This window comes from Methanobrevibacter sp. (genome assembly GCF_051877095.1).
In the GTDB taxonomy this organism is placed as follows: Archaea; Methanobacteriota; Methanobacteria; order Methanobacteriales; family Methanobacteriaceae; genus Methanocatella.
The window spans coordinates 25988-51074 of the sequence record NZ_JBJEIO010000003.1 but is presented as its reverse complement, the minus strand read 5'-3'; the positions used below and the strand labels follow the sequence as shown (position 1 = coordinate 51074).

Sequence of the window (25087 nt, the reverse complement as noted above, 5' to 3'; positions counted from 1 at the left end):
AATTTTGAATTTAATGATATTTATATTATTTAAAAAAGGTAAGTGGTATATTATTTAGTGGGGTTAATCAAATGGTGATGGTTATAATAATATTAGATAAGTAAGTTTGTTACTTGGCCAAGAAGTGATTCAAAGTTTACTCCACGATCTTGGAAGTTTGGTTGTTTTGATGAAACAATCATTGCATCATGGGTGATATTTCCTGCAAATTCAACAGCATCTGCAAGATTTTTACCAACCATAATCGCTGCTAAGAGTGCACTTGCATATAAATCCCCTGTGCCGTGTAACATGTAAGGTAAAAATTCATTGGATAATTCAACAATATCCATATCTTTACCACCTACAAAATTACGGATGATGCCATCATCACGTTGAATACCTTTTAATACAACATATTGGGCTCCATGGTCTAAAAGAGCATTTAATATACGATGTGCTTCATCATCATCAATATTTGCACCACCCCATTTTTCACCAATAGGTTCTCCTAAAATAATAGCTGCTTCTGTAAGGTTAGGAGTAAGTATATCTGCTTCAGATGCAAGGTTTGCCATTGCTTGGCATAAATCATCATTATAAGTTGGATATATTTCTCCATGGTCTGCCATAACTGGATCTACAACTTTTAAAGCGTTAGGGTATGTTTTATACACGCTTTTAATTACTTCAACTTGTTCATCTGATCCTAAAAACCCTGAATAAATCGCATCTACATCTATGTCAATTTCTTTCCATGTATTTAAATAATCATTAAGGATTTCTGTGGTATCATGCATATACCAAGTAGGATATGCGGTGTGATTTGAAAATAAACCTGTTGGAACTGGGCAAACATCACAGCCAGCTGCTGAAAGTACTGGAATAGCTACTCCAAGTGAACATTTACCATATCCGCATAAATCATGAATAGCAGCTATGCGGGGAATATAATCTTCTTCTCTTTTATATAATACAATTTCATTTTTTTTAATATTTTCTTTGCTCATTTTTTTACCTCAGGCAAAATACTAATCATTATTTCATTTTTGAAATTATTATAGTTTAGTTATTATAATTCTTTTTTTGATATTAGTACAATTAATTTATATATCATTTGAGATAGCTTTAGATAAATTTATATAACAATTGATATAATATTAAAATTTATCATATTAAATCTTTAGGGGTCTTTTTTTGGTTGAATTAAAAGATATAGCTCAAGAAAATGGTGTTGATTTAGAAAATTGTGTTGTTTTTATAAGAGGTAAAGAGGATATTTTAGCTGTTGATATTTCTAATGCAGGAATTAGACAAAGAAGTGATGATACAATGGCTTTTACTTTTTCACTTAATCCAAAGCAAGCTTTAAAACTAGAAGAGTATTTTACTAAATTTGCCACAGGTGAAAAATTTTACTTTGATATTTCTCAAACTGGTTATAGGCCGCTTTATTATAGGGGTTTATCTACAATTACTAAAGAGATTAGTAAAGAATATGATGCAAAATTTAATATAACTTTATTTGCTCAAAAAGCTATTGTAGAACCAGATGATTCTTATTTTGCACCGACATGTGCATGTTGTGAATTCTGTCATTTATAATGGTGATATTATGTTGGGTTTAGAATTTTCCAACTATATTACATTAACTTCTAAAAAATTAAATAAATCCCTAAAATTAGATCAAAGAAGAGTTAAAATAAGAGAAAATAAAAATGGTTTAATGGCTATAAGTTATATAGGGCCAGTATTTGAAATAATGGATTTAGAAAATTTCTTTGATGATATGGTTTCTTCTGAAAAATTAAGTATGGATATTGGTGAATCAGGAGAGTTTAATGTAAGCTTTAGGGGAATAATAGATGGTAAAGGGAAAAATTTTCCTCAAAATTTAGATCATAAAATTATTCTCCTACAAGAACCTACTTGCCTAGATGAGAGGGTTAATATTCAAAAAACAGGTTTTTCAAAGTTTAAATTAAAAGATGAATTTTTAGATTAAAGTTCATCTTCAACTGCATCCCATAAGTCAACAGCCCAGCTATTTCCACCATCAATTACCATGTCAAGTAATCTTACTTTACCATCTCTAAAACGAAATAGTCTGTAGTCTTGTTGGGTTTTTCTTCCATTCTTTTCTTTATTGCAGTCAAGATATATTCCTTCATTGTATTCTTCTTCAAAGTTTCCTGCTTTAACAAAGTCTCCTACAAGAGAATATCCGTTTTTAACACTTTTATCAAGTTCTTCAACGGTTTTTAACCATCCACCTTTGGATCTAAATTTCATATCAGGGTCAATTTTTGTTATTTCTTTTTGCCAATTTATAATCATGTTTACCAAATCCTCATGTTTGTTTTTACTTTGGTATTTATGAACATATAAATAAATTGAAAGAGCATTTGAAAACAAATACATTAATGGTTACTTATATATAATTAAAAAATCATAATATTTTATATTATTAATTTATTTAGGCTATATTTATGGATTTATATGAAAAATTTGGCATTAAAACGGATAACAAAGTTTTATATGAAATGGCATTTACACATGGTTCATATTCCACTAAACATAATTTAGATTATAGTTATGAAAGATTAGAGTTTTTAGGAGACTCAGTTTTAAGTGTAATTGTTTCAGAGTATTTATATAAAAAATATCCTCACTATGGCGAGGGCAAATTAACAAAATTACGATCAAATTATGTTTGTCAATTTGCATTAATTCACTATTCTCATGAATTAGGGCTTGATAAATATTTGAATGTTGCAGCTCAGGAATCAAACTTAAGTAAAAATGAGATATTATCTATAACTGCAGATATTTTTGAATCATTTTTAGGAGCAATGTTTTTAGATCAAGGTTGGAATTTTGTAAAAGAGTTTGTATCAAATTCAATATTTAAATTCATTGATGCAAATACCATATTTTTTGCAGATTATAAATCTGCTATGAAGGAATATGGTGATGCCAAAGAATTAGAGGTTTCATATAAAATTCTAAAAGAATATGGTGTGCCTCATGATAAAACATTTGTCACAACAATATTAATTGACGGTGAAGAAATGGGTGTTGGAGAAGGTAAGAATAAAAAAGAAGCTGAACAGGCAGCTGCAAAAGTAGCAATTGAAAAGTTAAATATCAAAGTGTTTTAAATGAATAAGGAATCTGTGGGAATTGTAGAAACTAAATATCTGGACATATCCAATCCAATTACATTAGATGGCGGTGAAAGTCTTGAAAAAGTTACTGTAGCCTATGAAACTTATGGGGAACTTAATAAAGAAAAATCCAACGCTATTTTAATTTGTCATGCATTAACTGGTGATGCTCATGCTGCAGGATGGCATAAAGGAGATAGAAAACCTGGTTGGTGGGAAATGGTAATTGGTCCAGGTAAAGCATTAGACAGTGAAAAATACTTTATAATATGTTCTAATGTATTAGGGGGCTGTAAAGGAACTACTGGTCCAAGTTCCATTAATCCTAAAACAGGTAAAGAGTATGGGCTTGATTTTCCTGTAATTACTATTAATGATATGGTTAAAGTTCAAAAAGAACTAATAGATTCTTTTGGAATTACTCAATTAGCTGCTGTTATTGGTGGATCTATGGGAGGAATGCAGGTTCTTGAATGGATTGTAAGTTATCCTAAAATGATGAAAAAAGCAATACCAATAGCAACTGCAGGAATGTCTTCACCTCAGCAAATTGCTTTTAATGCAGTAGGTCGTCAATCCATATTTTCAGATCCTAATTGGCATGATGGAAATTATTATGATGCTGGTGAAATTCCAAGTAATGGTTTATCTCTTGCACGTATGATTGCCCACATTACTTATTTAAGTGATGAGTCAATGGATATTAAATTCGGAAGAGGTCTTCAGGATAAAGACGAAATTAGCTATGATTTTTCAGTAGATTTTCAAGTTGAAAGTTATCTAAAACATCAAGGTGAAACATTTGTAAAACGTTTTGATGCTAATAGCTATTTATTTATTACAAAAGCAGTAGATTTATTTGACATGTCAGTTAATAATTCATTAATTAATGGATTTAAAGATGTTGAAACAAAAATTGAAGTTATTTCAGTTGACAGTGATTGGTTATATCCAACCGAGCAAAGTATGGAAATCGTAACGGCTCTTAATGCTAATAATGTTGATGTATCATTTTCAGAAATAAAATCAAACTATGGTCATGATGCATTTTTACTTGAGAGAGGTCAACTTAATTATATTATCTCTAATTTCTTATCTGAAAATGTTGTTGATGATTTGATGATGGAAGAAATAGCTACAATCAAAGAAAACGCTGAAATTGTTGATGCTGCTAAATTAATGGTAGAGAAACATGTAACTCATATTCCAGTCGTTAATGATAATTTTAAACTTATTGGAATTGTTACAAGTTGGGATTTATCTAAATCTATCGCTACAAATTCTAATCGTCTAAAAGATATCATGACAAAAAATGTCAAATATTGTCATGCAGAGGATGCAATTGAAGAAATTGCACGTAAAATGCGTAAATTTGATATTTCATGTCTTCCTGTTGTGGATGATGACATGAAAGTTGTAGGTCTTATAACTACTGATCAAATTAGTAATTTACTTAGTTAAATTATTTCTTTTTTTATTTATCTTAATTTTTGGAGTCGTTATTATTTCAAGAAAGTCTAAATTTATTGATGGTGTTAAAAAAGGTATTCCAATCACTTTTGGATATGTTCCTATGGGAATTGGGTATGCTGCAATTGCAATCAAAGCTGGTATGGCTCCATTGCAAACAGTTTCAATGTCTGTTTTAGTTTATGCTGGAGCAGGTCAGTTTATTGCCGCATCAATGGTATTGACTAGTGCTAGTGTAATGGCAATTGTATTAACTAATTTTGTTGTTAACTTAAGATATTTTGTAATGTCTGCTTGTGTGTTAAATCAAGTTGAAGATTCTAATTTACCTTTGAATATATTAGCAGCCCATACAACTGTAGATGAATCCTTTGCTATGTTTTCATTAAGTGAAGATTCAAGTATTTGGGTTTATTTAGGTATTGCAATAACAGCATGGTTAAGTTGGATTTTAGGTGCAATAATTGGTGTTGTAGTATTGGACTTGCTTCCAGTAATAGTTACAAATAGTTTTAACATTTCACTTTATGCATTGTTTGTAGCAATATTAATCCCAGCTATTAAAAAAAGCAAACAAATTGCACTTTTGGTTGTAATAACTGCTATTTTAAATATTATTTTAAGCCAATTTTTGGGAAATTGGTCTTTGATTGTATCAACACTTCTTGGTGCAGTAATTGGAATGTATATAGTTGATGATGAATATTTGGTCCAAGGTGATGCTTAATGGATTATATGATGTTGGTTATTATAGGATGTGCTCTTGCGACATTTATTCCAAGGCTAATTCCTGCACTATTTATTGATAAACTTAATTTTTCACCAAAGTTTGAGAAATTTTTGGATTTGATTCCCTACACTGCTCTTGCAGCATTAATATGTCCCGGTGTATTGACAGTTGATAATGAATTATGGTATATTGGTCTTATTGGAGCTATTGTAGCAGCATGTCTTGCTTGGAAAAAGGTACCAATGGGAGCTATTGTAATTATAACTGTGGTTGTTTTAATAGCTGTGTATTCAATTGTTCCTTTTTTCTGATTTTATAAAATAAAGGGAATAAAAGGATGTTTAGAAACATCCTTAGTTTTTGATATGCTTTAGCGATTATGAGTTGAAATCATTATAATTTGATATCTTTTTTATTTAAATAGAAATAGGATATTCCTAAACCTATAATAAATGTTATTAAAATGATTGTATATATTATAGTTGTATTAGAGGTATATTGAGCTATTTCTCCTGCAGATATAATTCGTGGAAGTATCCAAGGATAATAAATTCCTTCATTATGACCATATGCAAACAGATTTCCAAATGTTAAAATAGCACCTGTAATCATTGCAGGAACCATATTTTTCATTAGCATTGAAATAAACATCAAAGGAGTCATGACTAAGAATAATAAAAAACCTCCTAAGAGGATTTCACCATAGTATTTTAGAATCAAATTTATAGTTATTCCTTCTATTCCAGTAACATATGCGAGTAATACAGAAGCAAAGAAACATACAGAACATAATATTAAAATCCAAATCAAAAATGCAATTGATTTACCTATCAAGTATTTTGATCTTGAAATTGGTGTGGGTATGATTGATTTTAGAGTATGTTCGTTAAATTCCCTGCTAAAAAGATAAGCAACAACGATTGTTGTTAAGAATATCCCGAAAATAGATAGCATATATAAATTTGTCTGTCCTGATAAAAATGCAAAATTAATGGGCTCACCATAATCAAACCTTCCTGGAAATACTAAATATACAAGTAAAGCTGGGGCTAATGAACCTAATAAACTCAATATGAACACTTTGGAATTTTTTAGTTTAAAGAACTCCATCAAAACAAAATTAATCATAAATCTCACCATATGTCTCTTTTTTATCAATTAAGTTAGTGAAATACTCTTCTAAACTTTCTTCAACTATTGATATTTCATTTACTTCAATTCCTGCATTTACGAATAATCTATTAATATTAGCTCTTAAATTAAGTTTGGTGAGTAAATGAATCTTGTTTGTTGTATTATCGACTTTAAAGTCAATTCCATTTATTAAATGTATTTTTTCCAATATTTTACAAGCTAAATCAATATCAGATACTTCAAAAGTAACATGTTTATTTAGTTTTTCATTTAATTGGTCCAGAGATACTTCTTCAATTAATAATCCATTATCCATTACACAAATAACATCTGCAATAGCTTCAATTTCACTTAGAATATGACTTGAAATGAGTATTGTAGTCCCGTAATTTTTAGATAATTCTTTTAAAAGATTTCTTATTTCTTTGATTCCCATAGGATCTAAACCATTAATAGGTTCATCAAGAATTAAAATCTCTGGGTTATGCATAATAGCAGCTGCAATTCCTAATCTTTGTTTCATACCTAATGAAAAGTTTTTAAATTTTTTATCTTTAGCATCGGATAGTGAAACTATTTTTAATGCTCTTTCTACATTTTCTTTTTTATAGTTTCCTCTAAGCTTTGAGAAGACTTTTAAGTTGTCAAATGCAGAAAGATTTTCGTAGAATCCTGGAGTTTCAATAATTGACCCTATCTTTGAATAAATTTCTTTGGAATTTTGTTTATAATGTTTACCAAAGAAAAATATATCTCCATCTGTTGGTTTTGAAAGATTTAAAAGCATACACATGGTTGTTGTCTTTCCTGCACCATTTTTTCCAAGTAATCCATATATTTTTCCTTTTTCAATTTTCATGTCTATGGAATTTACTGCCAATTGTTTTTTGAATCTTTTTTTTAAGTCCTTTTGTTTCAATTATATATTCAACCATTTTAATACCTCGATAATAGGTTAGTTAAAAAATTTAACCATTAAAATGGGATTCATATAATTAGTTATGCGCATAATAATTTTTTTGAACCCTGTGCAATATATTTCTAATAATATGTCAATAATTTTTTATAAAAGTTAAAAATACATTACATATGTTAATAATTAATTACATATTATATATACTTTTCTATTTTTTATTTTTTAATAAATTCTTAAAATTTTCATTTTAAATTTTAAATAAAAATTTATTAATCTTTTTTATAGATAATTAAACTAATATGCTGTTAATTTTATTGAAAAACGTTATATTTAATTTATTTTAGTTGTATGATCTAATTATATTAATTTAATTAATAATGATTAATTTTATATACTATGTAATTTAATATTTACATAAGTAATTAGATTTTGACATAATTACTTATGTGCTTAAATACTTTTTGAAAAATTAATTAATTTGTGGATTATTATGAGAACCATAATTAAATATTTAAGACAAGAGCTCAAAATGAGCCAAAAAGAACTTGGAGATAAAGTTGGAGTTACTAGGCAAACAATAAATGCCTTAGAAAATGGTAGATACAATCCTTCTTTATTTTTAGCTTATGATATAACCCGAGTCTTTAACAAAATGTTATTCAAAGAAGATCGAAAACAGTATTTTGTCATGGAAGATATTTTCATATTCGATGATTATTATTAGGTGATTAAATGATTTTAGATATATATAAAGATGCATTTGAATATTCTGCTAAAGATTGGAAAACACTATTAATATTGGGAGTAATTTGCTTATTCAGCTTTTTACTAATACCATTATTTTTGATTACAGGATATAATTACAGAGTTGTTAACACGGCAGTACATGGAATTATTAATGGAAGAGATCCATTACCTGACTTTGATGATGTTATTTCAATGTTTATTGATGGAGTAAAAGTTGTAATAATTCAGATTATTTACTTGATTGTTCCGGTAATTACATTTATTGTATTTATTCTTATTGCTAGTCAGTTATCTGGTGCTTTAAAATCTACTGTAGTGCTTATTGGATGTTTAGCAACATTAATTCTTGGAATTATTGCGTTTTTAATGATTCAAATGGGAATATGCCACATGGCTTATAATGATGGAGCATTTACAAAAGCATTCGCATTTAAAGAAATAAAAGATGTGATTAATGAAATTGGAGTATTTGAATGCATTTTGACTTATGCTGGAATAATTATTATATGTGTAGTTCTAAGTGTTGTTGTTACAGGAATAACTGGATTAATATTTACAGTATTTGGAATTTCAGGATCTATTTTAGGTGTTGGTGCAGGAGGAATCCTTCTTTTAGGCACATTGGTTAATGCAATAATTACAACATTTATTGTAGGACCATATTTAAGTATTTTTGCTGGAAGATCAATAGGATTATTATATACAATGCAAATATAGGTGATAATGATGGCAAGTATAACTGATTGTGTCGTTGAAGGGTTAAAATATCCTTTCAATGATTTAAAAAAAGTATTATGTTTTGGAGTGTTATTCACATTAACTAATTTAATATCATTTGCTATTAGCTTTAAATTCCTTGATATTCTAAAAGCATTTTCAAAATTAAGCGATCATGGAAATAATGTTGTTAGTATATTCCAATTACCTGCTAATGATATGTATATGATGATTGCTTTGTTAATTATTAGTTTAATCATCGTATTGTTTATAAATGGATATGAATGGGCTATTGTCAAATGTTCAATAAATAAAACTGAGAACCTCCCAGGATTTGATAATATAAGAGAAATGTTTGTTAATGGAGTGAAATATTTCATTGTTACTGTTGTATACAATATTATTCCACTTGTGTTATTGGGAATTGGTATGAGGTTTATCAATGAATCATTTGGATTAATTTTAGTGTTAATCTCAATAGTATTATTCATAATAGCTAATTTCCTTCTTATCATGGCTATAAATAATATGGTGGCACATGATAACTTTAAAAAAGCATTTGACTTTAAAGAGATAACTGGAAATATTTCTAATTTAGGATGGGGTAAATATGTAGGAATACTCATATTCACATTTATTGTATACTTCATTATAATGATTGCTATAGGGTTAATATTATCCATCATAACTATGTTTATTATGACAGGAATCAATGATAATTTCATTGTTGTATCTATAATTTTAGCAGTAATTGAAGGATTGTTTATATCTTCATATATGGGAATATTCTATAATAGAGTATTTGGATTAATTTATAGAGAATCAATTAAATAAGTAGGATGTTTATAACATTCTATTTTTTTTTTATTTTAATGGGAAATGATTTCCTTTTTAAGATAATGATGATTTATCATAAAATTTTAAACTTCTTATTTTTAAACCTTAAATTATAACTATCACTAAGTTGTAATAATTATTATATAACTAATAAAGGATTTTTTTGATAATATGTGTTCAATAGTAGGATTGCAAGGAGATGTCAAAGCAGAAGATATTGTTAAAATGTTGAAAGTTTCTAAAAATAGAGGTCCAGATTCATCAGGTATTTATTTAGATAAAATTTATGAAAACATTAATTTAGATGAATTTAATGATGAAGGCACATATCCTATAGCTTTTGGACATAATTTGCTTTCTATATATGATTCAAATAATAGAATTTCCAAACCTCAACCAGTATCTAATGGCAATATTGTTTTAGTGTTTAATGGGGAGATATATAACTTCCAAACTATTGGGAACTTTTTATCAAAAGTAGGTGTTGATGTTGAAATTACTTCTGATGTGGAAGCATTATTATATTTAATTGATTTTTATGCTAAAAAATTAGATTTACTTAAATCTGTCCAATCAGCAATTAGATTGATTGATGGGGATTATGCATTTGCAGTATGGGATGGAGAAAATTTAGCTATTGCACGTGATCCATTAGGTGTCAAACCTTTATTTTATGTAGAAAATAAAGGATTTGCTTCTTCAAGACAAGCATTAAATGAAGTGGGATTTAATGACATTAAAACATTAAAACCAGAGCATATTCTTTATAATTGGCAGGATATACCTCCTGTTTATCCAATTCATGAAAAAGTCTTTGAAGGAGATGTAACTAAAATAGATAAAATGTTAAGACTAAGCCTTGTTAAGAGAGTTGAAGGATTAAGGGAAGTAGGTGTAATTTTCTCTGGAGGTATTGATAGCTCATATTTAGCATTGCTTTTAAAAGAAATATCTGAAAATGTTCCTTTAAAGATTAAATTATATGCAGTAGGCCGTAGTGAATCTCATGATGTTGAAGCAGCAATTTATGCTTCTAAATTTTTAAACTTAGATTTAGAAATCTGCGAAGTAACAGAAGAGTTAATACATGATGCATTGCCTAATGTTGTTAAAGCTATTGGTGATGATAATCTAATGAAAATTGGTGTTGGTCTTACAACTTATTTTGCAACTGAAATGGTAGCTCGTGATGGTATAAAAGTAGCTATTTCAGGTCAAGGTGCTGATGAGCTATTTGGAGGATATAAAAGATATCTAGAAAGTTTTGTTAATGGAACCCTAAACTATGATTTAAGACAGGACATGTCTAATATGTATCATGTAAATCTTGAACGTGATGATGCATGTTCCATGCTTAATGGAGTTGAATTAAGATTACCATTTTTAGATAAAGCATTAGTTGAATTAGTTTTAAACATTCCAGATAATAAAAAGATTGTTTCAATGCATGATGATATGAGAAAAAGTATTTTAAGAAAATTAGCTTTTGAAGAGGGTCTTGATTATGAAATTGCTTATAGACCTAAAAAAGCAGCTCAATATGGAACAGGTATTGATAAAATCTTGAGAAAAAAGATTATAAAAGATACAGATATTTCTAAATTTCTTTAAACTATTTTTTCTTTTTTTATTTTTCAATCATTTAATATTAATAGAAATATAGCATTTAATCTTTAACTTTATTAATATTAAAAGATATAATATTTATATTATTACTAATTAGGAGTTTATATTATGACAATCGAAAAAGATGCAGAAGATATTATAGAAAAATTTTCAAAAATTTTAGAAGACATTCCAGATTCAGATGAAACTTGGTATATTACTGATAATTTAAATTTAACACGTGAAGATGAATCACAAGAGAAAAATTCTGAAAAAATTTTAAGGAATGCAAGAATTGATAAAGATGGAAATCTCATAGTTAAAAAAGCAGATTGGACAGCTTAAGGAGGAGTTAAATGAGAATGGACTTAGTTCTTGAACTTTTAGATGTTCCAGGACAACTCATTAAGGTATTAGAACCAATAAGCGCTCTTGGTGCTAATTTAGTGACTGTTATTCATAAAAGGGACTATAAAACTGAGCATGGAAATGTTCCTGTTCAACTTACTATTGAAGGTGAACTTGAAAGCCTTAAGGACGTAGTAAACAGATTTGGGGAGTTAGGATTCAGTATTATTGAAATGGATGGTGTTGTTAGAAAAGAAACAATTACTACAATTTTGTATGGCCATATTGTTGACAGTGATGTAAGAGATACTATGGATAAGATTAATAATCTTGAAGGTGTAGTAATTACTGCATTTGATATTAAATTAAATGGTGAGGAAGAATCTACTGCATTAATTAATATTGAAGCAGATATTGGTTTAAAACAGAAAGTTTTTGATAAAATTGCAGAAATTGCACAGGAAAAAGAATTATTAGTGATTAATGAGGTATAAGGGATTATTATGGATGAATGTAGAGTCATTATCATGGGATTTGGTTCAGTAGGTCAAGGTGTAGCTAATGCAATTTCCATGAAAAAAGATTTAATTAAAGATAAAACTGGAGTGAATGTTAAAATTGTCGCTGCAGCTGATTCATCTTCATCTGCAATCTCACAAGATGGATTGGATGAAGAATTACTTTTGAAGACTAAAAAAGAAGATGGGAAATTATTAGCATACCCCGAATTTGGATCTGATATAAATGGTGCAGATGTTTTAGATGCTGTTGAATACGATTGTCTTATTGAAGCAACTCCTACAAATATCGTTGATGCAGAACCTGCACTTTCATTAACATATAAAGCATTCGAACAAGGAAAAGATGTAATAACTTCTAATAAAGGACATTTAGCTCTTAAATTCAGAGAAGTTGTTGATGCAGCAGAAAAAGCAGGTGTAGAATTTAAATATGAGGCTAGTGTCGGTGGTTCAATGCCAATTATCAATTTTACAAAAGATACATTAGCATCATGTGAAATTAAATCAATTAAAGGTATTTTAAACGGTACTACCAATTATATTTTATCAAGAATGACCTCTGAAGGTTCAGATTATGAAGTTATTCTTAAAGAATCCCAAGATTTAGGAATTGCTGAGACAGACCCAACACAAGATGTTGAAGGTATTGATGCAGCTTGTAAAACTGTAATTCTTGCAAATTCACTTTTAGGAATTGATGCAACTTATAGTGATGTTAAAGTTGAGGGTATTTCAAAAATTAATTCATATGCAATTGAACTTGCTAAAAAAGAGGATTGTTTAATCAAATTAATAGCTGAAATATCTCCTGATAATTTACAAGTATCTCCTCGTTTAGTTAAAAGAGGAAGTTCCTATGATGTAAGTGGAACATTAAACATGGCTACAATCAAAACTGATTTAGCTGATGAGGTATCTGTAATTGGACTTGGAGCAGGTTCTCTTGAAACTGCTTCTGCGATGTTAACTGATTTAATTAATGTTTTAAAAAATAAAAATTAATTATTTTTTTACTTTTTTTTGATAGCATGAAATATGTAATATTTATTTTAGATGGTTCTAGCGACCTTCCACTAGATGAAATTGATGGTCAAACTCCTTTAAAAGTAGCTAATACTCCAAATATTGATAAATTAGCTAAAGCAGGATATGGCGGATTAACTAATAATGTGCCTGAGGGATACACTCCAGGTTCAGATGTAGCTAATATGAGTATATTCGGATTTAATCCAGTAGATTACTATACTGGTCGTGGTCCTCTTGAAGCAGGTAGTGTTGGAATCAAAACCACTCCATGTGATGTAATTTTTAGATGTAATACTATTTTTGAAAAAGATGGAAAAATAGAAGATTTCAATGCAGGTCACATTACAACTGAAGAAGCTGATGTATTAATGAAAGGACTAAACAAATATTTCCAAGAAAAATATCCTGGTTTTAAAGGAAAATTCTATACTGGAATTAGTTATAGGCATTTATTTGTTTATTCTTGTGATAATATTGAGGATGCAGAAACATTATCTAGTATAAAAACTATGCCTCCTCATGATATTTCTGGTGAAAATATTATTGATAACTTATTGGGTGATTGTGAATTAGCAGAGGAAATTCAATCTATAATGTTTGAATCAAAAGAATTCTTACAAAACCATGAAATCAATCAAAAAAGAGAAATTCCAGCTAATATGGTTTGGTTATGGGGGCAAGGAGTAACTCCAAAATTACCTAACTTTAAGAAGACTTATGGTCTTGATGCAGCAGTAATTACTGGTGTAGATTTACTTAAAGGAATTGGAGCATTTGCAGGAATGGAAATTATTGATGTGCCTGGTGCTACTGGATTTTTCGATACAGATTATGAAGCAAAAGGAAAATATGGAATTGATGCATTAAAAAGAAATGATGTATTATTTATCCATATAGAAGCACCTGATGAAGCAGGACATGCACAATTACTTGATGAAAAAGTAAAAGCGATTGAGCAAATTGATAAATTTATTGTTGGACCTATTTTAGATAGTTTAAAAGACCAAGATTACAGAGCAGCAATATTACCTGATCATCCAACTCCAATTGACATTGGAACACATACTCGTGATGATGTACCAATAATTATGTATGCCACTGATATGCCAGGTGATGAATGTGATGCATTTGATGAAGTAGCTGTTCTTAAGGGTTCTGTAACTAAAAAAGAAGGTTATAAATTAATACAAAGATTAATTGATGGGGATTTTTAAAATGAAAGTGTTATTAGTAAATGGAAGTCCAAATAAAAAAGGATGTACTTATACTGCATTAACTGAAGTTGCAAAAACTTTAAATGCTCATGATATTGAAACTGAAATATTTTGGATTAAAACAAAACCAATCACAGGATGTGTGGCTTGTTCTAAATGTATTGAATTAGGTAAATGCACATTCGATGATGATATTGTTAATGAATTTGTTGAAAAAGCATATGATGCTGATGCATTTGTATTTGGTTCACCTGTTTATTATGCAAGTGCAAATGGTTCATTTATTTCATTTTTAGATAGAGCATTTTACTCAAATGCACATGGAACTGGTGCTGAGGCATTTAAACATAAACCGGGTGCAGTTATATGTTCTGCAAGAAGAGCAGGTACTACTGCAACATATGATCAATTAATTAAATACTTAGGAATTTCTCAAATGCCCATTATTTCATCATTTTATTGGAATATGGTTCATGGAAACACTCCTGAAGAAGTACTCCAAGATGAAGAAGGATTAGGAACTATGAGGCAATTAGCACATAATATGGCATTTTTCTTAGAATGTCTTGAGGCAGGTCGCGAAAAAGGTTTAACTGTAACTGAGGAATCTAAACCTCGCACAAATTTTATAAGATAAATTATGAATATATTTAAAACACCTGAAGGGTATATTTATTCAAATAAAGCATTACTTGCTTTATTTATACCACTTTTAATAGAATATGCTTTAGAATTTTTTGTAGGATTCGCAGATTCTTTAATGGTTGCATCATTAGGTGAAGCAACAATTTCTGGAGTTTCTTTAGTTGATTTTTTAATTCAACTTCTTATTTTTTCTTTTTCAGCTCTTGCAACAGGAGGAGCTGTTGTGGCTGGACAATATTTAGGAAATAAACAAATTGATAAGGCTCAGGATTCTGCCAATCAGTTGGTTTGGTTTTCAACTGTTTTATCAGTTATATTGATGGTTTTTGTTATTGTTTTAAGACAATTTTTAATAGGAATTTTATTTGGTCAAATTGAAGCAAATGTTTGGCAAAATGCTGATAAATATTTATTTATTGTAGCTTTATCAATTCCGTTTTTAGCTATTTATAATGCAGGTGCAGCTATTTTTAGGACAACTAATGATGCATCACTGCCAATGAAGATACTTCTTGTATGTGATATATTAAATGTTATAGGTAATGCGATTTGTATTTATTATTTAGGTTGGGATGTTCGTGGTGTTGCTATTCCTACAGTAATCTCAAGGTTATTATCTGCAATTTTAATATTGTATTTTGTTCTTGATGAGAATTATAAATTACATATTAAACGAACATTAAAGCATAAATTTGATTTTAAAATACTTAGGAAAGTTTTAAAAGTTGGTATTCCTTTTGGTATTGAAAATGGTTTATTTCAATTTGGAAGAGTATTAGTTTTAAGTCTTGTATCAACATTTGGAACAATGGCAATTGCTGCAAATTCTGTAGGTTATACAGTAGGGATATTTTCAGTATTACCTGGTTTTGCAATTAATTTAGGTTTAACTGCAGTAATTTCAAGATGTGTAGGTGCTAATGATTATGAACAAGCTAGATATTATAATAAAAAATGTTTAATAATTGTTTTCATTTCTCATATTATAATTAACTTAGTCATATTTGCTATATTACCATATATATTAAATGTTTATCAATTATCTGCCCAAACTTCTGCTATGACAACTGAAATGGTCATTTGGCATGGGATATTTGCTATTATAATCTGGCCACTTGCTTTTACATTGCCAGCTACATTTAGAGGTGCTGGTGATTCAAAATCAGTAATGTATATTAGTTTAATTGTAATGTTCATATGTAGAATAGCTCTTTCATATGTAATTGCTGATTGGATGGGTGTTGGAGTATTCGGAACATGGATTGCAATGTTTATTGATTGGTATGTAAGGGCAGCGATTTATGTTTACATATATTTCTCGAATAAATGGACAGAATATAGGGTGATTTAATGGATGGAATCGTATATAAAAACACACATAACTTCAGTAAAAAGGAACTTGAAGAGTTATTTTTATCTGTAGAATGGTCATCTGGCCATTTTTCAGATAAATTAGTAATAGCTATGAACTTCAACACAGTCTTTTCTGCATGGGATGGAGATGAACTTGTTGGTTTGGTAAGTGCTATGGATGATGGGATAATGAATGCTTATGTTCATTATTTACTTGTAAAACCTGAATATCAGTTAAAAGGAATAGGAAAAGAATTAATAAATAGAATTAAACTTCATTATAAAGATTATATGCGTATTGTAGTAGTTGCATATGATGCGGAAACTAAATTTTATGAATACTGTGGATTTGAGAAGTCAGATGATTCAAGTCCAATGTTTATAACAAAATTATGGACATAGGTGATTTTGTGGTATTGTTTAGAGGAGATATTAAGTCTAAAAGTTTGCAAAGGCGTACTTCTATTAGTGTAATATTGCCTGCAGATAATATGCATTTTTTAAATGATTCAGAAGAAATTATTCCACAGCCTTATAAAACATTGTATCTGCTCCATGGATTGTATGGTAGTGATGATATATTCCTTGCAAATACTTCTATTCAGAAATTTGCAGAAGATAATGGAATAGCTATTGTAATTCCTTGTGGCGATAATAGTTTTTATGTAGATAACAAGCAAGCTCATGCTTATTATGGGCAATATGTAGGACAAGAATTATTAGATATTACAAGAAATATTTTCCCATTATCTCATAAAAGAGAGGATACATTTATTGCAGGATTTTCAATGGGTGGATATGGAGCTATTAGAAATGGATTAAAATATTCACAAAACTTTTCAAAAATCGGAATGATTTCAGCAGCTTTAATTACGGACGAAATAGTTAATTATGAAGAGGATAGTAATGTATTACGTTCTAGGGCATTTTATGAATCATGTTTTGGTAGTTTAGATAAAATTAAAAACTCAGATAAAGATCCAAAATATTTAATTGATTCATGTGAGGATATTCCAGATATATTTATGGCTTGTGGCATTGATGATTTTTTATATGATAAAAATATTGATTTTTATGAGTTTTTGAAGTCAAAGAATATTAATGCTAAATTTATTCAAGATTCCGGAGAACATACCTGGGAATTTTGTGATAAATATGTTAAAAAATTTATTGAAACATTAATTTAATTCTGTTTCAAAATATTTGTTAGATTTTATATATTATGACAAACTAATGTTATAGTATAAGTTTTATTTATGGAGAGGATTTTTCTGACAAAGTACATTATTATAACTGGTGGGGTAGTTAGTTCCATAGGTAAAGGTATTACATCTGCATCTATGGGAAGAATTTTAAGATCTTATGGTTTAAATGTTTCAGCTATTAAAATAGATCCATATTTGAATTGGGATTCTGGAACACTCAACCCATATCAACACGGTGAAGTATTCGTGACTAGTGATGGTATGGAAACTGATTTAGACCTTGGTCATTACGAAAGATTTTTAGATGTTGAACTTAAAGGAATGGCAAATATTACTACAGGTAAAGTTTATGAATCTGTCATTGCTAAGGAAAGGGCAGGTGGATACTTAGGTGAATGTGTACAAGTTATTCCACATATTACTAATCGTATTAAAGAAATGATTAGGGAAAACTCTGAAAGTGCTGATTATGATGTTGTTTTAGTTGAATTAGGAGGTACTGTTGGAGATATTGAAAGTCAACCTTTCCTTGAAGCATTAAGACAACTCAGAAATGAAGAAGGTCGCGAAAATGTTATGTTTGTCCATGTTACATTTATTCCCTACCTAAATGCAGCTGGAGAATTCAAAACAAAACCAACTCAACACTCTACAAAAGAATTAAGAAGTGTTGGTATTAACCCTGATGTTATAGTATGTAGATCACAAAAACCAATTGATAATGGCTTAAGAGGAAAAATTGCTCATTTCTGTGATGTTGATATTGAAGCTGTTGTAAACACTCCTGATGCAGATACAATTTATGAAGTTCCTTTAGTTTTAGAGGAGCATAATATTGGTGAATTCATTGTTAATAGAATTGGATTAGACATAAAACCTAATCATTCTAAATTAAATGAATGGAGAGAAATTGTTAAATCTTTAAAAATCAAGGAGCCTGTAGTTAATATTGGTATTGTAGGTAAATATGTAGAACTTGAAGATTCTTACATTAGTATTAGAGAAGCATTAATTCACGCAGCAGCAAGTATTGGTGTTAAAGCTAAAATCAAATTTTTAAGTTCTGATGTTGAAAAATTAGACCAAGATGCTATGGCTGAATTAGATGGTATTTTGATTCCTGGAGGATTCGGAGAACGTGGTTTTGAAGGTAAATTAGATGCAATTGAATATGCAATTGAGAATAATATACCTTTATTTGGTATTTGTCTTGGAATGCAATCTATGGTGACTCAATTTGCAAGAAGAAATGGTTATCCTGGTGCAAATAGTTCTGAGTTTGATGATAATTTAGAATTCCCTGTTATTGATATGATGGAAGAGCAAAAGAAAATTAAAAACATGGGTGGAACCATGCGTTTAGGATCTTATGATTGTAAAATCATTGAGGGTACTAAAACTTATGAAGCTTATGGTGAAGAAGATATTGAGGAACGTCACAGGCACAGATATGAATTCAATAATGATTATAGGAAGGATTTACAAGAAAAAGGTTTAATTATATCTGGAACCAGTCCTGATGACTTTTTAGTAGAAATTGTTGAATTACCAAATCATCCATGGGCTGTTGGTTGTCAATTCCATCCGGAATTTAAATCTAGATTAAATAGGCCTCATCCTTTATTTAAAGCATTTTTAGAAGCTATTTATGAATATTCTAAAAATTAGCTTTTTTCTTTTTTTCTTTTATTAAAATCAATTTTACGCGTCTATTTTCTATTTAATTAATATTGTTTAAGGTTAAATAATATAATTATGATTATGGATGTTATATTTTTAATTCAAATACTTATAACTGTTTTATTTTCTATAATTGCTGCAATTTATGATATTAAGAGTAATATTGTTCCAAATAAATTAAATTATTCTTTGATATTTTTTGGATTGTTTTCGAATTTAATTTTATCCATTATTTCAAATAATATTAAATACATTTTAGCTTCATTTATTTCAATGATTATTACTTATATCATAACTTATATGTTGTGGAAATTGAATATTTGGGGTGGTGGTGATGTAAAGTTATTTACTGCTATTGCCACAGTAATACCTTCTGGTCTTAATATTAATTTTTTGAATATTTTTCCACAATTATCTGTGTATCCCTTTTCATTTAGTGTTGTAATTAATAGCATTCTAGTTTCATTTCCATTTTTAGTTGTATTTGTTGCTCATTTGATATTTAAAAATAAGATATTTGATGATAATATTGATTTTTTAGTTAATATTTTCAATATAGGAAGCATGAAGTATATAAAAAATTCAACATTAAACAAATTGATTCCAATTAAAGATCTTAAAGAAGGAATGATTATTAATGATTATTATTTCAATAATGAGTATATTATTGAACTTTTAAGTGGAATAGAAGGTAATCTGGAGATATACAAATCAAATTGTAATGATTTTAAGTATTATTTTAAGTCACAAAGTGCAGGTGGAATAACCAGTAATGAAGTATGGCAACTCAAAATCATGAATTCACAAAATATAATATCAGACAATATATCAATTAAATTGTCATTTCCATTTACTCCAGCAATATTGTTTGGATTGATAATAGCAGTAATCTATGGAGATATGATGGTATTGCTTGTAAAAAATGTATTTTTGGTGATATGATGATTAAAGAAAGTGGAGGTCAAATTTCATTAGAATATATGATGATATTTACAATATCTCTAATTATTCTAATTGTTTTTACATTGCCTCTTGCAGAAGATTTGATTAAAGATACTTTGGATATATCGGACTCTTTAAATGTCAAATCAGATTTATCAGAAATATCTAATGCAATTAGACAGGTATATGGTGAAGGTCAAGGATCAAAACAAACAATTATCATTGAAAGTAAAAACAGACTTAAAATAGATATTTTAGATAGTCATGTTTCGACTAGTCTTAAACTTAAATCCAATTCAAAAAAGGATATAAACGAATATGTAACATCAAATATTCAAAAAACATCAATTTCCATAGATAAAGGAAAGAATACTATAATTGTAGAATGGCCAATGAATTCAAAAAATATGTTGATTTATACAGTATAATCAGTTCTATACAAAATTATTTTAACTATCTCATTTAAATATATAATTATAATAATTGAATAGGTGAATTTATGGATATAATAACTACAATTATTTACCTCTTTTTGTTTATAATAATGATGGTATTTGTTTTTTCAATTGGAATGTTAAAAAAATACATGCCTAAAAAAGAGGTAATATTAGTACTTCTTGTAGCTTTTTTAATTGGTTCAATTGGTGGGGCATTTTTCCTTGATCCGATTTATGATGAGCTACCGAATGTTGTGAATGCTTTTGAAAGAACAATGCCGAATAATGAAGAAACATTATATTTGGATTTGTCATCTTCAATTAATATTGATGAATTAAAAAATAACTTATCTGCAACTGATGGTTTTAAATCATTTGATGAAAAATCGATTAATATTCCAATGTGGTCATTTAATGAGCGAGAGCATGATTACTTTGATAAGATAGTTGGAAATATTGATTCAAATTATAAAAATCATACAATAGGTAAATCCGATATTCAAATTACTCTTGCAGATAATTATTCATCCTCTCAAGCTTTGAAGTCTTTTTCAAATTGGTATAAACTAGTTTATGATGATACTATATCTTATGCACAGGTTCATGCAGTATTAGTTGTCGATTCATCATCTTTTGATGAATTTGAGCAAATCTTACTTCAGAGAGGTATTGTTGCTTCAAAAATAGAAGGACCAATCCAAGATAGTATAAACAATACAAACTCATCAATGTTGACTAATACAGAGTTTACATTGGTTTGTGGTGGTATTGGTGTTGTTGTAGCATTTTTAGGAATTTATATTGATTCTGTTGTTCCAATAGTTAGGAAAACTAAGAAATTCTTAAGAGAAAAACGTAGACGGTAATTTTATGAATGTTGCAGTATTATTTTCAGGTGGAAAGGATAGTACTATGGCATTATATTATGCCCTAGAAGCGAAAGAAGATGTTAAATATCTTCTTTCCATGAAATCTAGAAATGATGAATCGTACATGTTTCATGTTCCCAATATCCATCTAACTGATTTGCTGTCAGAAGCATTTGATATTCCTATAATATCAGTTGAAACTGATGGGATTAAAGAAGAGGAACTTAAAGATTTACGTCATGCTTTTGAAAATCTTAAAAGTTTAGGTGTTGAAGCTATATATACTGGTGCACTGTATTCACAATATCAAAAATCAAGAATTGAGAAACTATGTGATGAAGTAGGGCTTGTAGCTATTTCTCCTTATTGGCATGTTAATGAATTGGAGTATATGAGAAAAATAGTATCATTGGGTTTTAAGATTGTAATCTGTGGAGTTGCAGCTTGGGGTTTAGATGAATCATGGCTTGGAAGAGTCATTGATGATGATGCTATTGATGAATTAGTGGAAATTCATGATAAATATTATGTTGATTTAGCTTTTGAAGGTGGTGAAGCCGAAACATTAGCTATTGATGGTCCTATTTTTAAAAAAAGAATTAAAATATTAAAGGATAAAAAAGAATGGAATCATGATAGTGGTGTTTATATTATAAAAGAAGCTGTTTTAGAAGAGAAATAAATTTAAAATTCTATTTCCTCTAAAAACTTATTTATGTTATTAGTATAACTGGTTAAATCTGTTTCATTAATAATTATTTTATCTGAAAGTGATATTACATCTCCAATTCCGAAATTTAATTCCATTTGATCTCTTGCTTTAAATTCAGTATAATCAGTGGAATCATCTTCTCTCATTCTATTTTTTAATCTTTCAAATCTTAGAGTTGGATTAGCAAAAATTGATAATATTATAAAGTTTTTGAAGTTTTCTTTAAACATATTAACTTCATGTGGACTTCTAATGCCTTCAACAATAATTTTGCTTTCGGGTTCTTCTTCTTGAAGTTTTTTAATTTTTTTAATAGTTAATTCTGAAACAATGTATTGCCCAAATTCTGCTCTTAAATTTTGAGCGGTTTCTTTACTGCTTTCTCCTCTTTTTTTAGCTTCTTCACGTATGATATCTCCCATACTTACAATAATTGCTCCTCTTTTTATTGCAATTTCAGAAACTAAACTTTTTCCAGAACCTGGTAACCCGGATATTCCCATTACTTGCATTATTTTCACTCTTTTATTCTAATTTGTTCTAATGATTCTTTTAAATTCTCTTCATTGTCAAAGTCTTCAACAATGTCAATTAATACTTTTTTATCTTGGGTTTTTAAATCAGTAGCGATTTTTGTCATGAATGGTATTGCACGAACAATGTTGTCCATAATAGAGACATCAGACATTTTTGATGTTCTAGAAAGTGGGTTTAAATCAATAGTGATGATATTTTTACCTCCTTTTTTCAATATTTCTGCTCTATCTCCATCTTCAAGAGGGATTAATATTGTATCTGCTGTGTAAATTCCATTTTTACTAGCACTTGCTCTGTTATTTTCTATATCATTGATGTATTCAATATCATCATCAAGACCACCAAGTATGTTTGTATAGCCGTGATCTTTGTATAACTGTGTAATTATTTTGACTCTTTCGTCTGTTCTATAAAATAAATTAATTTCAATTTTAGCATTAATAACATTTGCAAATTCAATTATTTCATCAATAGCTAATGCTGTTGTGTTTCCATTAACTGAAATCACAGGATTGTTTGATATAAGTAATGCTGCAACAGCAACATACATTGCTCTTTTTGCAGGATATGTTGTTTTCTCACCAATCAAATAATCAAAAGATTCGCCTCTACCATGAGCAATTAAAGCAGAATCTGCTAAATAACCTTCTTTAGAAGCGTTAACCATTTTTTCTCTTAAAAGTAATGATTCATATCGAGGGTGTGATTTTGGTATCATATTTTAATCTCCTTATTTTAAATCAATAGTCATTTGAGCTAAATATCCTATAAATGTTGTAATTAATAGAGTAAGTATTATCATTGAAAAAATGTGCATTGGATAATACCCAATGATATAAATTTCTTTTTGGGGGTTTATGAAAAATATATAATCAAGAATGATGTCTATTATGACAAAGATTATTCCTACTAATAAACCTTCAAAAATTTCATTATCATCAATAGCTCTAATGTATAATATTCCAAAAAATCCAGTTACAATTATTGTAATGATAGGCACTACTATGTTAACATTATGGACGTTTGCTGTAAAAAGAGGGTTAAATATGGATGAAAATACAAAGGTTAAAAGCCATATTAATACTCCAAATATTATTGCTAATTTAATTTTCATAGTAAAACCTTTTAAAATAATTGTTTATTATTTCTGATTTAAAAATAATATAAATTTTTCTAAGTTGCTATTAGATTGTAATTGTAATTAAAAATTATTTTTTTTATTAAAAAAATATATATTATTTGCTTAATATATTTTATTTTGATGGATGGTTATAGTGAGCATGAAAGATATTTGAGAAATGCATTATTTGGATTAAATGATTCATCAAATCCAAAACAAAAGGAAAAGAAGTTATCTAGTCATTATTTTGAAGATTTAAAGGAAAAATTGTTAATGCAATATGTGGATAAATCATTAAAAGATGTGATGGATTGTAATATTTGTAAAACCTCCTTTGGAGATGCATTGAAAATTACTACAAAAGAGAAAATTGATTTTAATATTAAAGATAATGACTTTAAAAATCAAATTAATCATAATCTTAAATTACTTCCAAGAATTGGTCTTAAAACTGAAGAAAACCTTAAGAATAAAGGTTATCTTACAATAGAATCACTTAAAAATCATGATAAATACTGTGATGTTGCATCAAACTTTTTAAATAAAATTGATGAGATGTCTTTTCATGAAATAGTGGATTTATTGGATAGTAATAAGTATTCTAAAAAGTGTAGGGATAATTTACTTAAATGCATAAGCTTAACTGATGTTGAAAACTTTAAGTTTATGGATATTGAAACTAAAGGGCTTTCAAATGTTCCAATAATTTTAATAGGTGTTGCTGAAATTAAAAATGATAAAATAGTTGCTTCACAATATTTCCTACGAGATTATGTTGAAGAACCTAATATTATTGAAGCATATCTCAATCATTTAGATGAAAATTCTGTTCATGTTACATTTAATGGAAAAAGTTTTGATGTTCCATTTATAAAAAATAGATGTGTTTACAATAGACTTGATTGTAATTTGGATTTACCTCATTTAGATTTAATGTATTTTGCAAAGAATTTATGGAAAGATTCACTTCCAAATTGCCAACTTCAAACTATTGAGCAAGAGATGTTTGGAATAACTCGTCATGAAGATGTTCTAGGTCAATATATTCCAGGATATTATGATACTTATTTGTTTGAAGATAATATAGGTCCTGTTGTTCCAATAATTGAGCATAACTGTCAGGATATTATTTCACTTGCAAGTTTTCTTGAGAAAATGTATGAGGATGTAAATTAG

Annotated in this window: 31 protein-coding genes; 24 read left to right on the top strand and 7 right to left on the bottom strand. The window is 28.5% G+C overall.

Features of this window, described 5'->3' with window-relative positions; all coding sequences use genetic code 11:
- Positions 1-92 precede the first annotated feature (92 nt).
- Entirely contained in the window at positions 93-989 is an 897-nt protein-coding gene (locus ACI389_RS01865) for a bifunctional hydroxymethylpyrimidine kinase/phosphomethylpyrimidine kinase (RefSeq protein ID WP_439779854.1), read from the bottom strand.
- Between the two features lie 187 nt (positions 990-1176).
- Between ACI389_RS01865 and ACI389_RS01860 the strand changes: the two genes are divergently transcribed.
- Both ACI389_RS01860 and ACI389_RS01855 read left to right on the top strand, forming a co-directional pair.
- Positions 1177-1584 carry a hypothetical protein gene (locus ACI389_RS01860; RefSeq protein WP_439779853.1) on the top strand — a complete coding sequence of 136 codons (408 nt, stop codon included), beginning with the start codon at positions 1177-1179 and terminating at the stop codon, positions 1582-1584.
- 10 nt (positions 1585-1594) lie between these two features.
- Positions 1595-1984, top strand: coding sequence for a hypothetical protein (locus tag ACI389_RS01855; protein ID WP_439779852.1), 390 nt, complete (start codon positions 1595-1597; stop codon positions 1982-1984).
- Here ACI389_RS01855 and ACI389_RS01850 read toward each other — a convergent pair.
- Entirely contained in the window at positions 1981-2316 is a 336-nt protein-coding gene (locus tag ACI389_RS01850) for a hypothetical protein (protein ID WP_439779851.1), read from the bottom strand. The genes ACI389_RS01855 and ACI389_RS01850 overlap by 4 nt on opposite strands.
- A gap of 152 nt (positions 2317-2468) precedes the next feature.
- Here ACI389_RS01850 and rnc point away from each other — a divergent pair, with 152 nt between their 5' ends.
- From rnc to ACI389_RS01830, 4 genes are read left to right on the top strand one after another with little or no spacing between them, the layout of a single operon-like run.
- Positions 2469-3140 carry a ribonuclease III gene (gene rnc, locus ACI389_RS01845; protein ID WP_439779850.1) on the top strand — a complete coding sequence of 224 codons (672 nt, stop codon included), beginning with the start codon at positions 2469-2471 and terminating at the stop codon, positions 3138-3140.
- Positions 3141-4607, top strand: coding sequence for a homoserine O-acetyltransferase MetX (gene metX / locus ACI389_RS01840; RefSeq protein ID WP_439779849.1), 1467 nt, complete (start codon positions 3141-3143; stop codon positions 4605-4607). It abuts the gene before it with no gap.
- On the top strand, positions 4579-5343 hold the full coding sequence (locus tag ACI389_RS01835) for an AzlC family ABC transporter permease (RefSeq protein ID WP_439779866.1): 765 nt from the start codon (positions 4579-4581) through the stop codon (positions 5341-5343). The genes metX and ACI389_RS01835 overlap by 29 nt, the downstream gene beginning before the upstream one ends.
- Positions 5343-5657 carry an AzlD domain-containing protein gene (locus ACI389_RS01830; RefSeq protein ID WP_439779848.1) on the top strand — a complete coding sequence of 105 codons (315 nt, stop codon included), beginning with the start codon at positions 5343-5345 and terminating at the stop codon, positions 5655-5657. The genes ACI389_RS01835 and ACI389_RS01830 overlap by 1 nt, the downstream gene beginning before the upstream one ends.
- Positions 5658-5739: 82 nt before the next feature.
- On the opposite strand, the gene ACI389_RS01825 is transcribed toward ACI389_RS01830, so the two are convergent.
- Both ACI389_RS01825 and ACI389_RS01820 read right to left on the bottom strand, forming a co-directional pair.
- Positions 5740-6474, bottom strand: a complete 735-nt coding sequence (locus ACI389_RS01825; RefSeq protein ID WP_439779847.1) for an ABC transporter permease — start codon at positions 6472-6474, stop codon at positions 5740-5742.
- Positions 6467-7399: an ABC transporter ATP-binding protein gene (locus ACI389_RS01820; protein WP_439779846.1), complete on the bottom strand. Its 933-nt coding sequence runs from the start codon at positions 7397-7399 to the stop codon at positions 6467-6469. Before ACI389_RS01820 ends, ACI389_RS01825 begins: the two co-directional genes overlap by 8 nt.
- Before the next feature lie 487 nt (positions 7400-7886).
- Between ACI389_RS01820 and ACI389_RS01815 the strand changes: the two genes are divergently transcribed.
- From ACI389_RS01815 to ACI389_RS01735, 17 genes are all read left to right on the top strand, one after another.
- Complete coding sequence (locus tag ACI389_RS01815; protein ID WP_439779845.1) at positions 7887-8120, top strand: helix-turn-helix transcriptional regulator; 234 nt, start codon at positions 7887-7889, stop codon at positions 8118-8120.
- A gap of 8 nt (positions 8121-8128) precedes the next feature.
- Positions 8129-8860: a DUF4013 domain-containing protein gene (locus tag ACI389_RS01810; RefSeq protein ID WP_439779844.1), complete on the top strand. Its 732-nt coding sequence runs from the start codon at positions 8129-8131 to the stop codon at positions 8858-8860.
- Positions 8861-8869: 9 nt separating this feature from the next.
- Positions 8870-9694, top strand: a complete 825-nt coding sequence (locus ACI389_RS01805) for a DUF4013 domain-containing protein (RefSeq protein WP_439779843.1) — start codon at positions 8870-8872, stop codon at positions 9692-9694.
- 174 nt (positions 9695-9868) lie between these two features.
- Positions 9869-11308: an asparagine synthase-related protein gene (locus ACI389_RS01800; RefSeq protein ID WP_439779842.1), complete on the top strand. Its 1440-nt coding sequence runs from the start codon at positions 9869-9871 to the stop codon at positions 11306-11308.
- Between the two features lie 123 nt (positions 11309-11431).
- On the top strand, positions 11432-11647 hold the full coding sequence (gene gatC, locus ACI389_RS01795) for an Asp-tRNA(Asn) amidotransferase subunit GatC (RefSeq protein WP_439779841.1): 216 nt from the start codon (positions 11432-11434) through the stop codon (positions 11645-11647).
- Between the two features lie 11 nt (positions 11648-11658).
- Complete coding sequence (locus ACI389_RS01790; protein ID WP_439779840.1) at positions 11659-12144, top strand: amino acid-binding protein; 486 nt, start codon at positions 11659-11661, stop codon at positions 12142-12144.
- A gap of 9 nt (positions 12145-12153) precedes the next feature.
- Entirely contained in the window at positions 12154-13173 is a 1020-nt protein-coding gene (locus ACI389_RS01785; protein ID WP_439779839.1) for a homoserine dehydrogenase, read from the top strand.
- 26 nt (positions 13174-13199) lie between these two features.
- Positions 13200-14411 (top strand): cofactor-independent phosphoglycerate mutase, encoded by a 1212-nt coding sequence (locus tag ACI389_RS01780; protein WP_439779838.1) that lies wholly within the window; start codon positions 13200-13202, stop codon positions 14409-14411.
- 1 nt (position 14412) lies between these two features.
- Positions 14413-15048 (top strand): flavodoxin family protein, encoded by a 636-nt coding sequence (locus tag ACI389_RS01775; protein ID WP_439779837.1) that lies wholly within the window; start codon positions 14413-14415, stop codon positions 15046-15048.
- 3 nt (positions 15049-15051) lie between these two features.
- Positions 15052-16407 (top strand): MATE family efflux transporter, encoded by a 1356-nt coding sequence (locus tag ACI389_RS01770; protein WP_439779836.1) that lies wholly within the window; start codon positions 15052-15054, stop codon positions 16405-16407.
- Positions 16407-16811: a GNAT family N-acetyltransferase gene (locus tag ACI389_RS01765; RefSeq protein WP_439779835.1), complete on the top strand. Its 405-nt coding sequence runs from the start codon at positions 16407-16409 to the stop codon at positions 16809-16811. The genes ACI389_RS01770 and ACI389_RS01765 overlap by 1 nt, the downstream gene beginning before the upstream one ends.
- 8 nt (positions 16812-16819) lie before the next feature.
- Positions 16820-17596: an alpha/beta hydrolase gene (locus ACI389_RS01760; protein WP_439779834.1), complete on the top strand. Its 777-nt coding sequence runs from the start codon at positions 16820-16822 to the stop codon at positions 17594-17596.
- Between the two features lie 69 nt (positions 17597-17665).
- Complete coding sequence (locus tag ACI389_RS01755) at positions 17666-19282, top strand: CTP synthase (protein ID WP_439779833.1); 1617 nt, start codon at positions 17666-17668, stop codon at positions 19280-19282.
- Positions 19283-19375: 93 nt separating this feature from the next.
- Entirely contained in the window at positions 19376-20236 is an 861-nt protein-coding gene (locus ACI389_RS01750) for an A24 family peptidase (protein WP_439779832.1), read from the top strand.
- Positions 20233-20664, top strand: a complete 432-nt coding sequence (locus ACI389_RS01745; protein ID WP_439779831.1) for a class III signal peptide-containing protein — start codon at positions 20233-20235, stop codon at positions 20662-20664. The genes ACI389_RS01750 and ACI389_RS01745 overlap by 4 nt, the downstream gene beginning before the upstream one ends.
- 71 nt (positions 20665-20735) lie before the next feature.
- On the top strand, positions 20736-21539 hold the full coding sequence (locus tag ACI389_RS01740) for a hypothetical protein (RefSeq protein WP_439779830.1): 804 nt from the start codon (positions 20736-20738) through the stop codon (positions 21537-21539).
- A gap of 4 nt (positions 21540-21543) precedes the next feature.
- Positions 21544-22224, top strand: a complete 681-nt coding sequence (locus ACI389_RS01735; RefSeq protein WP_439779829.1) for a TIGR00289 family protein — start codon at positions 21544-21546, stop codon at positions 22222-22224.
- 2 nt (positions 22225-22226) lie between these two features.
- Here the strand turns inward: ACI389_RS01735 and ACI389_RS01730 are convergent, their stop codons facing one another.
- From ACI389_RS01730 to ACI389_RS01720, 3 genes are read right to left on the bottom strand one after another with little or no spacing between them, the layout of a single operon-like run.
- Entirely contained in the window at positions 22227-22766 is a 540-nt protein-coding gene (locus tag ACI389_RS01730) for a nucleoside monophosphate kinase (protein WP_439779828.1), read from the bottom strand.
- Between the two features lie 5 nt (positions 22767-22771).
- A complete protein-coding gene (locus tag ACI389_RS01725; protein WP_439779827.1) occupies positions 22772-23509 on the bottom strand; it encodes a 4-phosphopantoate--beta-alanine ligase in 738 nt (245 codons plus the stop codon).
- 12 nt (positions 23510-23521) lie between these two features.
- Entirely contained in the window at positions 23522-23905 is a 384-nt protein-coding gene (locus ACI389_RS01720) for a hypothetical protein (protein ID WP_439779826.1), read from the bottom strand.
- Between the two features lie 147 nt (positions 23906-24052).
- Here ACI389_RS01720 and ACI389_RS01715 point away from each other — a divergent pair, with 147 nt between their 5' ends.
- Complete coding sequence (locus tag ACI389_RS01715; protein WP_439779825.1) at positions 24053-25087, top strand: ribonuclease H-like domain-containing protein; 1035 nt, start codon at positions 24053-24055, stop codon at positions 25085-25087.

Excerpts from the sequence above, each read along its gene's own strand:
- ACI389_RS01780 (WP_439779838.1), top strand. The coding sequence starts at position 13,200 with ATGAAATATGTAATATTTATTTTAGATGGTTCTAGCGACCTTCCACTA.
- ACI389_RS01750 (WP_439779832.1), top strand. The coding sequence starts at position 19,376 with ATGGATGTTATATTTTTAATTCAAATACTTATAACTGTTTTATTTTCT.
- ACI389_RS01770 (WP_439779836.1), top strand. The coding sequence starts at position 15,052 with ATGAATATATTTAAAACACCTGAAGGGTATATTTATTCAAATAAAGCA.
- ACI389_RS01805 (WP_439779843.1), top strand. The coding sequence starts at position 8,870 with ATGGCAAGTATAACTGATTGTGTCGTTGAAGGGTTAAAATATCCTTTC.
- ACI389_RS01765 (WP_439779835.1), top strand. The coding sequence starts at position 16,407 with ATGGATGGAATCGTATATAAAAACACACATAACTTCAGTAAAAAGGAA.
- rnc (WP_439779850.1), top strand. The coding sequence starts at position 2,469 with ATGGATTTATATGAAAAATTTGGCATTAAAACGGATAACAAAGTTTTA.
- ACI389_RS01850 (WP_439779851.1), bottom strand. The coding sequence starts at position 2,316 with ATGATTATAAATTGGCAAAAAGAAATAACAAAAATTGACCCTGATATG.
- ACI389_RS01720 (WP_439779826.1), bottom strand. The coding sequence starts at position 23,905 with ATGAAAATTAAATTAGCAATAATATTTGGAGTATTAATATGGCTTTTA.
- gatC (WP_439779841.1), top strand. The coding sequence starts at position 11,432 with ATGACAATCGAAAAAGATGCAGAAGATATTATAGAAAAATTTTCAAAA.
- ACI389_RS01825 (WP_439779847.1), bottom strand. The coding sequence starts at position 6,474 with ATGATTAATTTTGTTTTGATGGAGTTCTTTAAACTAAAAAATTCCAAA.
- ACI389_RS01715 (WP_439779825.1), top strand. The coding sequence starts at position 24,053 with ATGGATGGTTATAGTGAGCATGAAAGATATTTGAGAAATGCATTATTT.
- ACI389_RS01855 (WP_439779852.1), top strand. The coding sequence starts at position 1,595 with ATGTTGGGTTTAGAATTTTCCAACTATATTACATTAACTTCTAAAAAA.
- ACI389_RS01735 (WP_439779829.1), top strand. The coding sequence starts at position 21,544 with ATGAATGTTGCAGTATTATTTTCAGGTGGAAAGGATAGTACTATGGCA.
- ACI389_RS01865 (WP_439779854.1), bottom strand. The coding sequence starts at position 989 with ATGAGCAAAGAAAATATTAAAAAAAATGAAATTGTATTATATAAAAGA.
- ACI389_RS01775 (WP_439779837.1), top strand. The coding sequence starts at position 14,413 with ATGAAAGTGTTATTAGTAAATGGAAGTCCAAATAAAAAAGGATGTACT.
- ACI389_RS01830 (WP_439779848.1), top strand. The coding sequence starts at position 5,343 with ATGGATTATATGATGTTGGTTATTATAGGATGTGCTCTTGCGACATTT.
- ACI389_RS01755 (WP_439779833.1), top strand. The coding sequence starts at position 17,666 with ATGGAGAGGATTTTTCTGACAAAGTACATTATTATAACTGGTGGGGTA.
- ACI389_RS01730 (WP_439779828.1), bottom strand. The coding sequence starts at position 22,766 with ATGCAAGTAATGGGAATATCCGGGTTACCAGGTTCTGGAAAAAGTTTA.
- ACI389_RS01745 (WP_439779831.1), top strand. The coding sequence starts at position 20,233 with ATGATGATTAAAGAAAGTGGAGGTCAAATTTCATTAGAATATATGATG.
- ACI389_RS01800 (WP_439779842.1), top strand. The coding sequence starts at position 9,869 with ATGTGTTCAATAGTAGGATTGCAAGGAGATGTCAAAGCAGAAGATATT.
- ACI389_RS01810 (WP_439779844.1), top strand. The coding sequence starts at position 8,129 with ATGATTTTAGATATATATAAAGATGCATTTGAATATTCTGCTAAAGAT.
- ACI389_RS01740 (WP_439779830.1), top strand. The coding sequence starts at position 20,736 with ATGGATATAATAACTACAATTATTTACCTCTTTTTGTTTATAATAATG.
- ACI389_RS01785 (WP_439779839.1), top strand. The coding sequence starts at position 12,154 with ATGGATGAATGTAGAGTCATTATCATGGGATTTGGTTCAGTAGGTCAA.
- ACI389_RS01815 (WP_439779845.1), top strand. The coding sequence starts at position 7,887 with ATGAGAACCATAATTAAATATTTAAGACAAGAGCTCAAAATGAGCCAA.
- ACI389_RS01790 (WP_439779840.1), top strand. The coding sequence starts at position 11,659 with ATGAGAATGGACTTAGTTCTTGAACTTTTAGATGTTCCAGGACAACTC.
- ACI389_RS01725 (WP_439779827.1), bottom strand. The coding sequence starts at position 23,509 with ATGATACCAAAATCACACCCTCGATATGAATCATTACTTTTAAGAGAA.
- metX (WP_439779849.1), top strand. The coding sequence starts at position 3,141 with ATGAATAAGGAATCTGTGGGAATTGTAGAAACTAAATATCTGGACATA.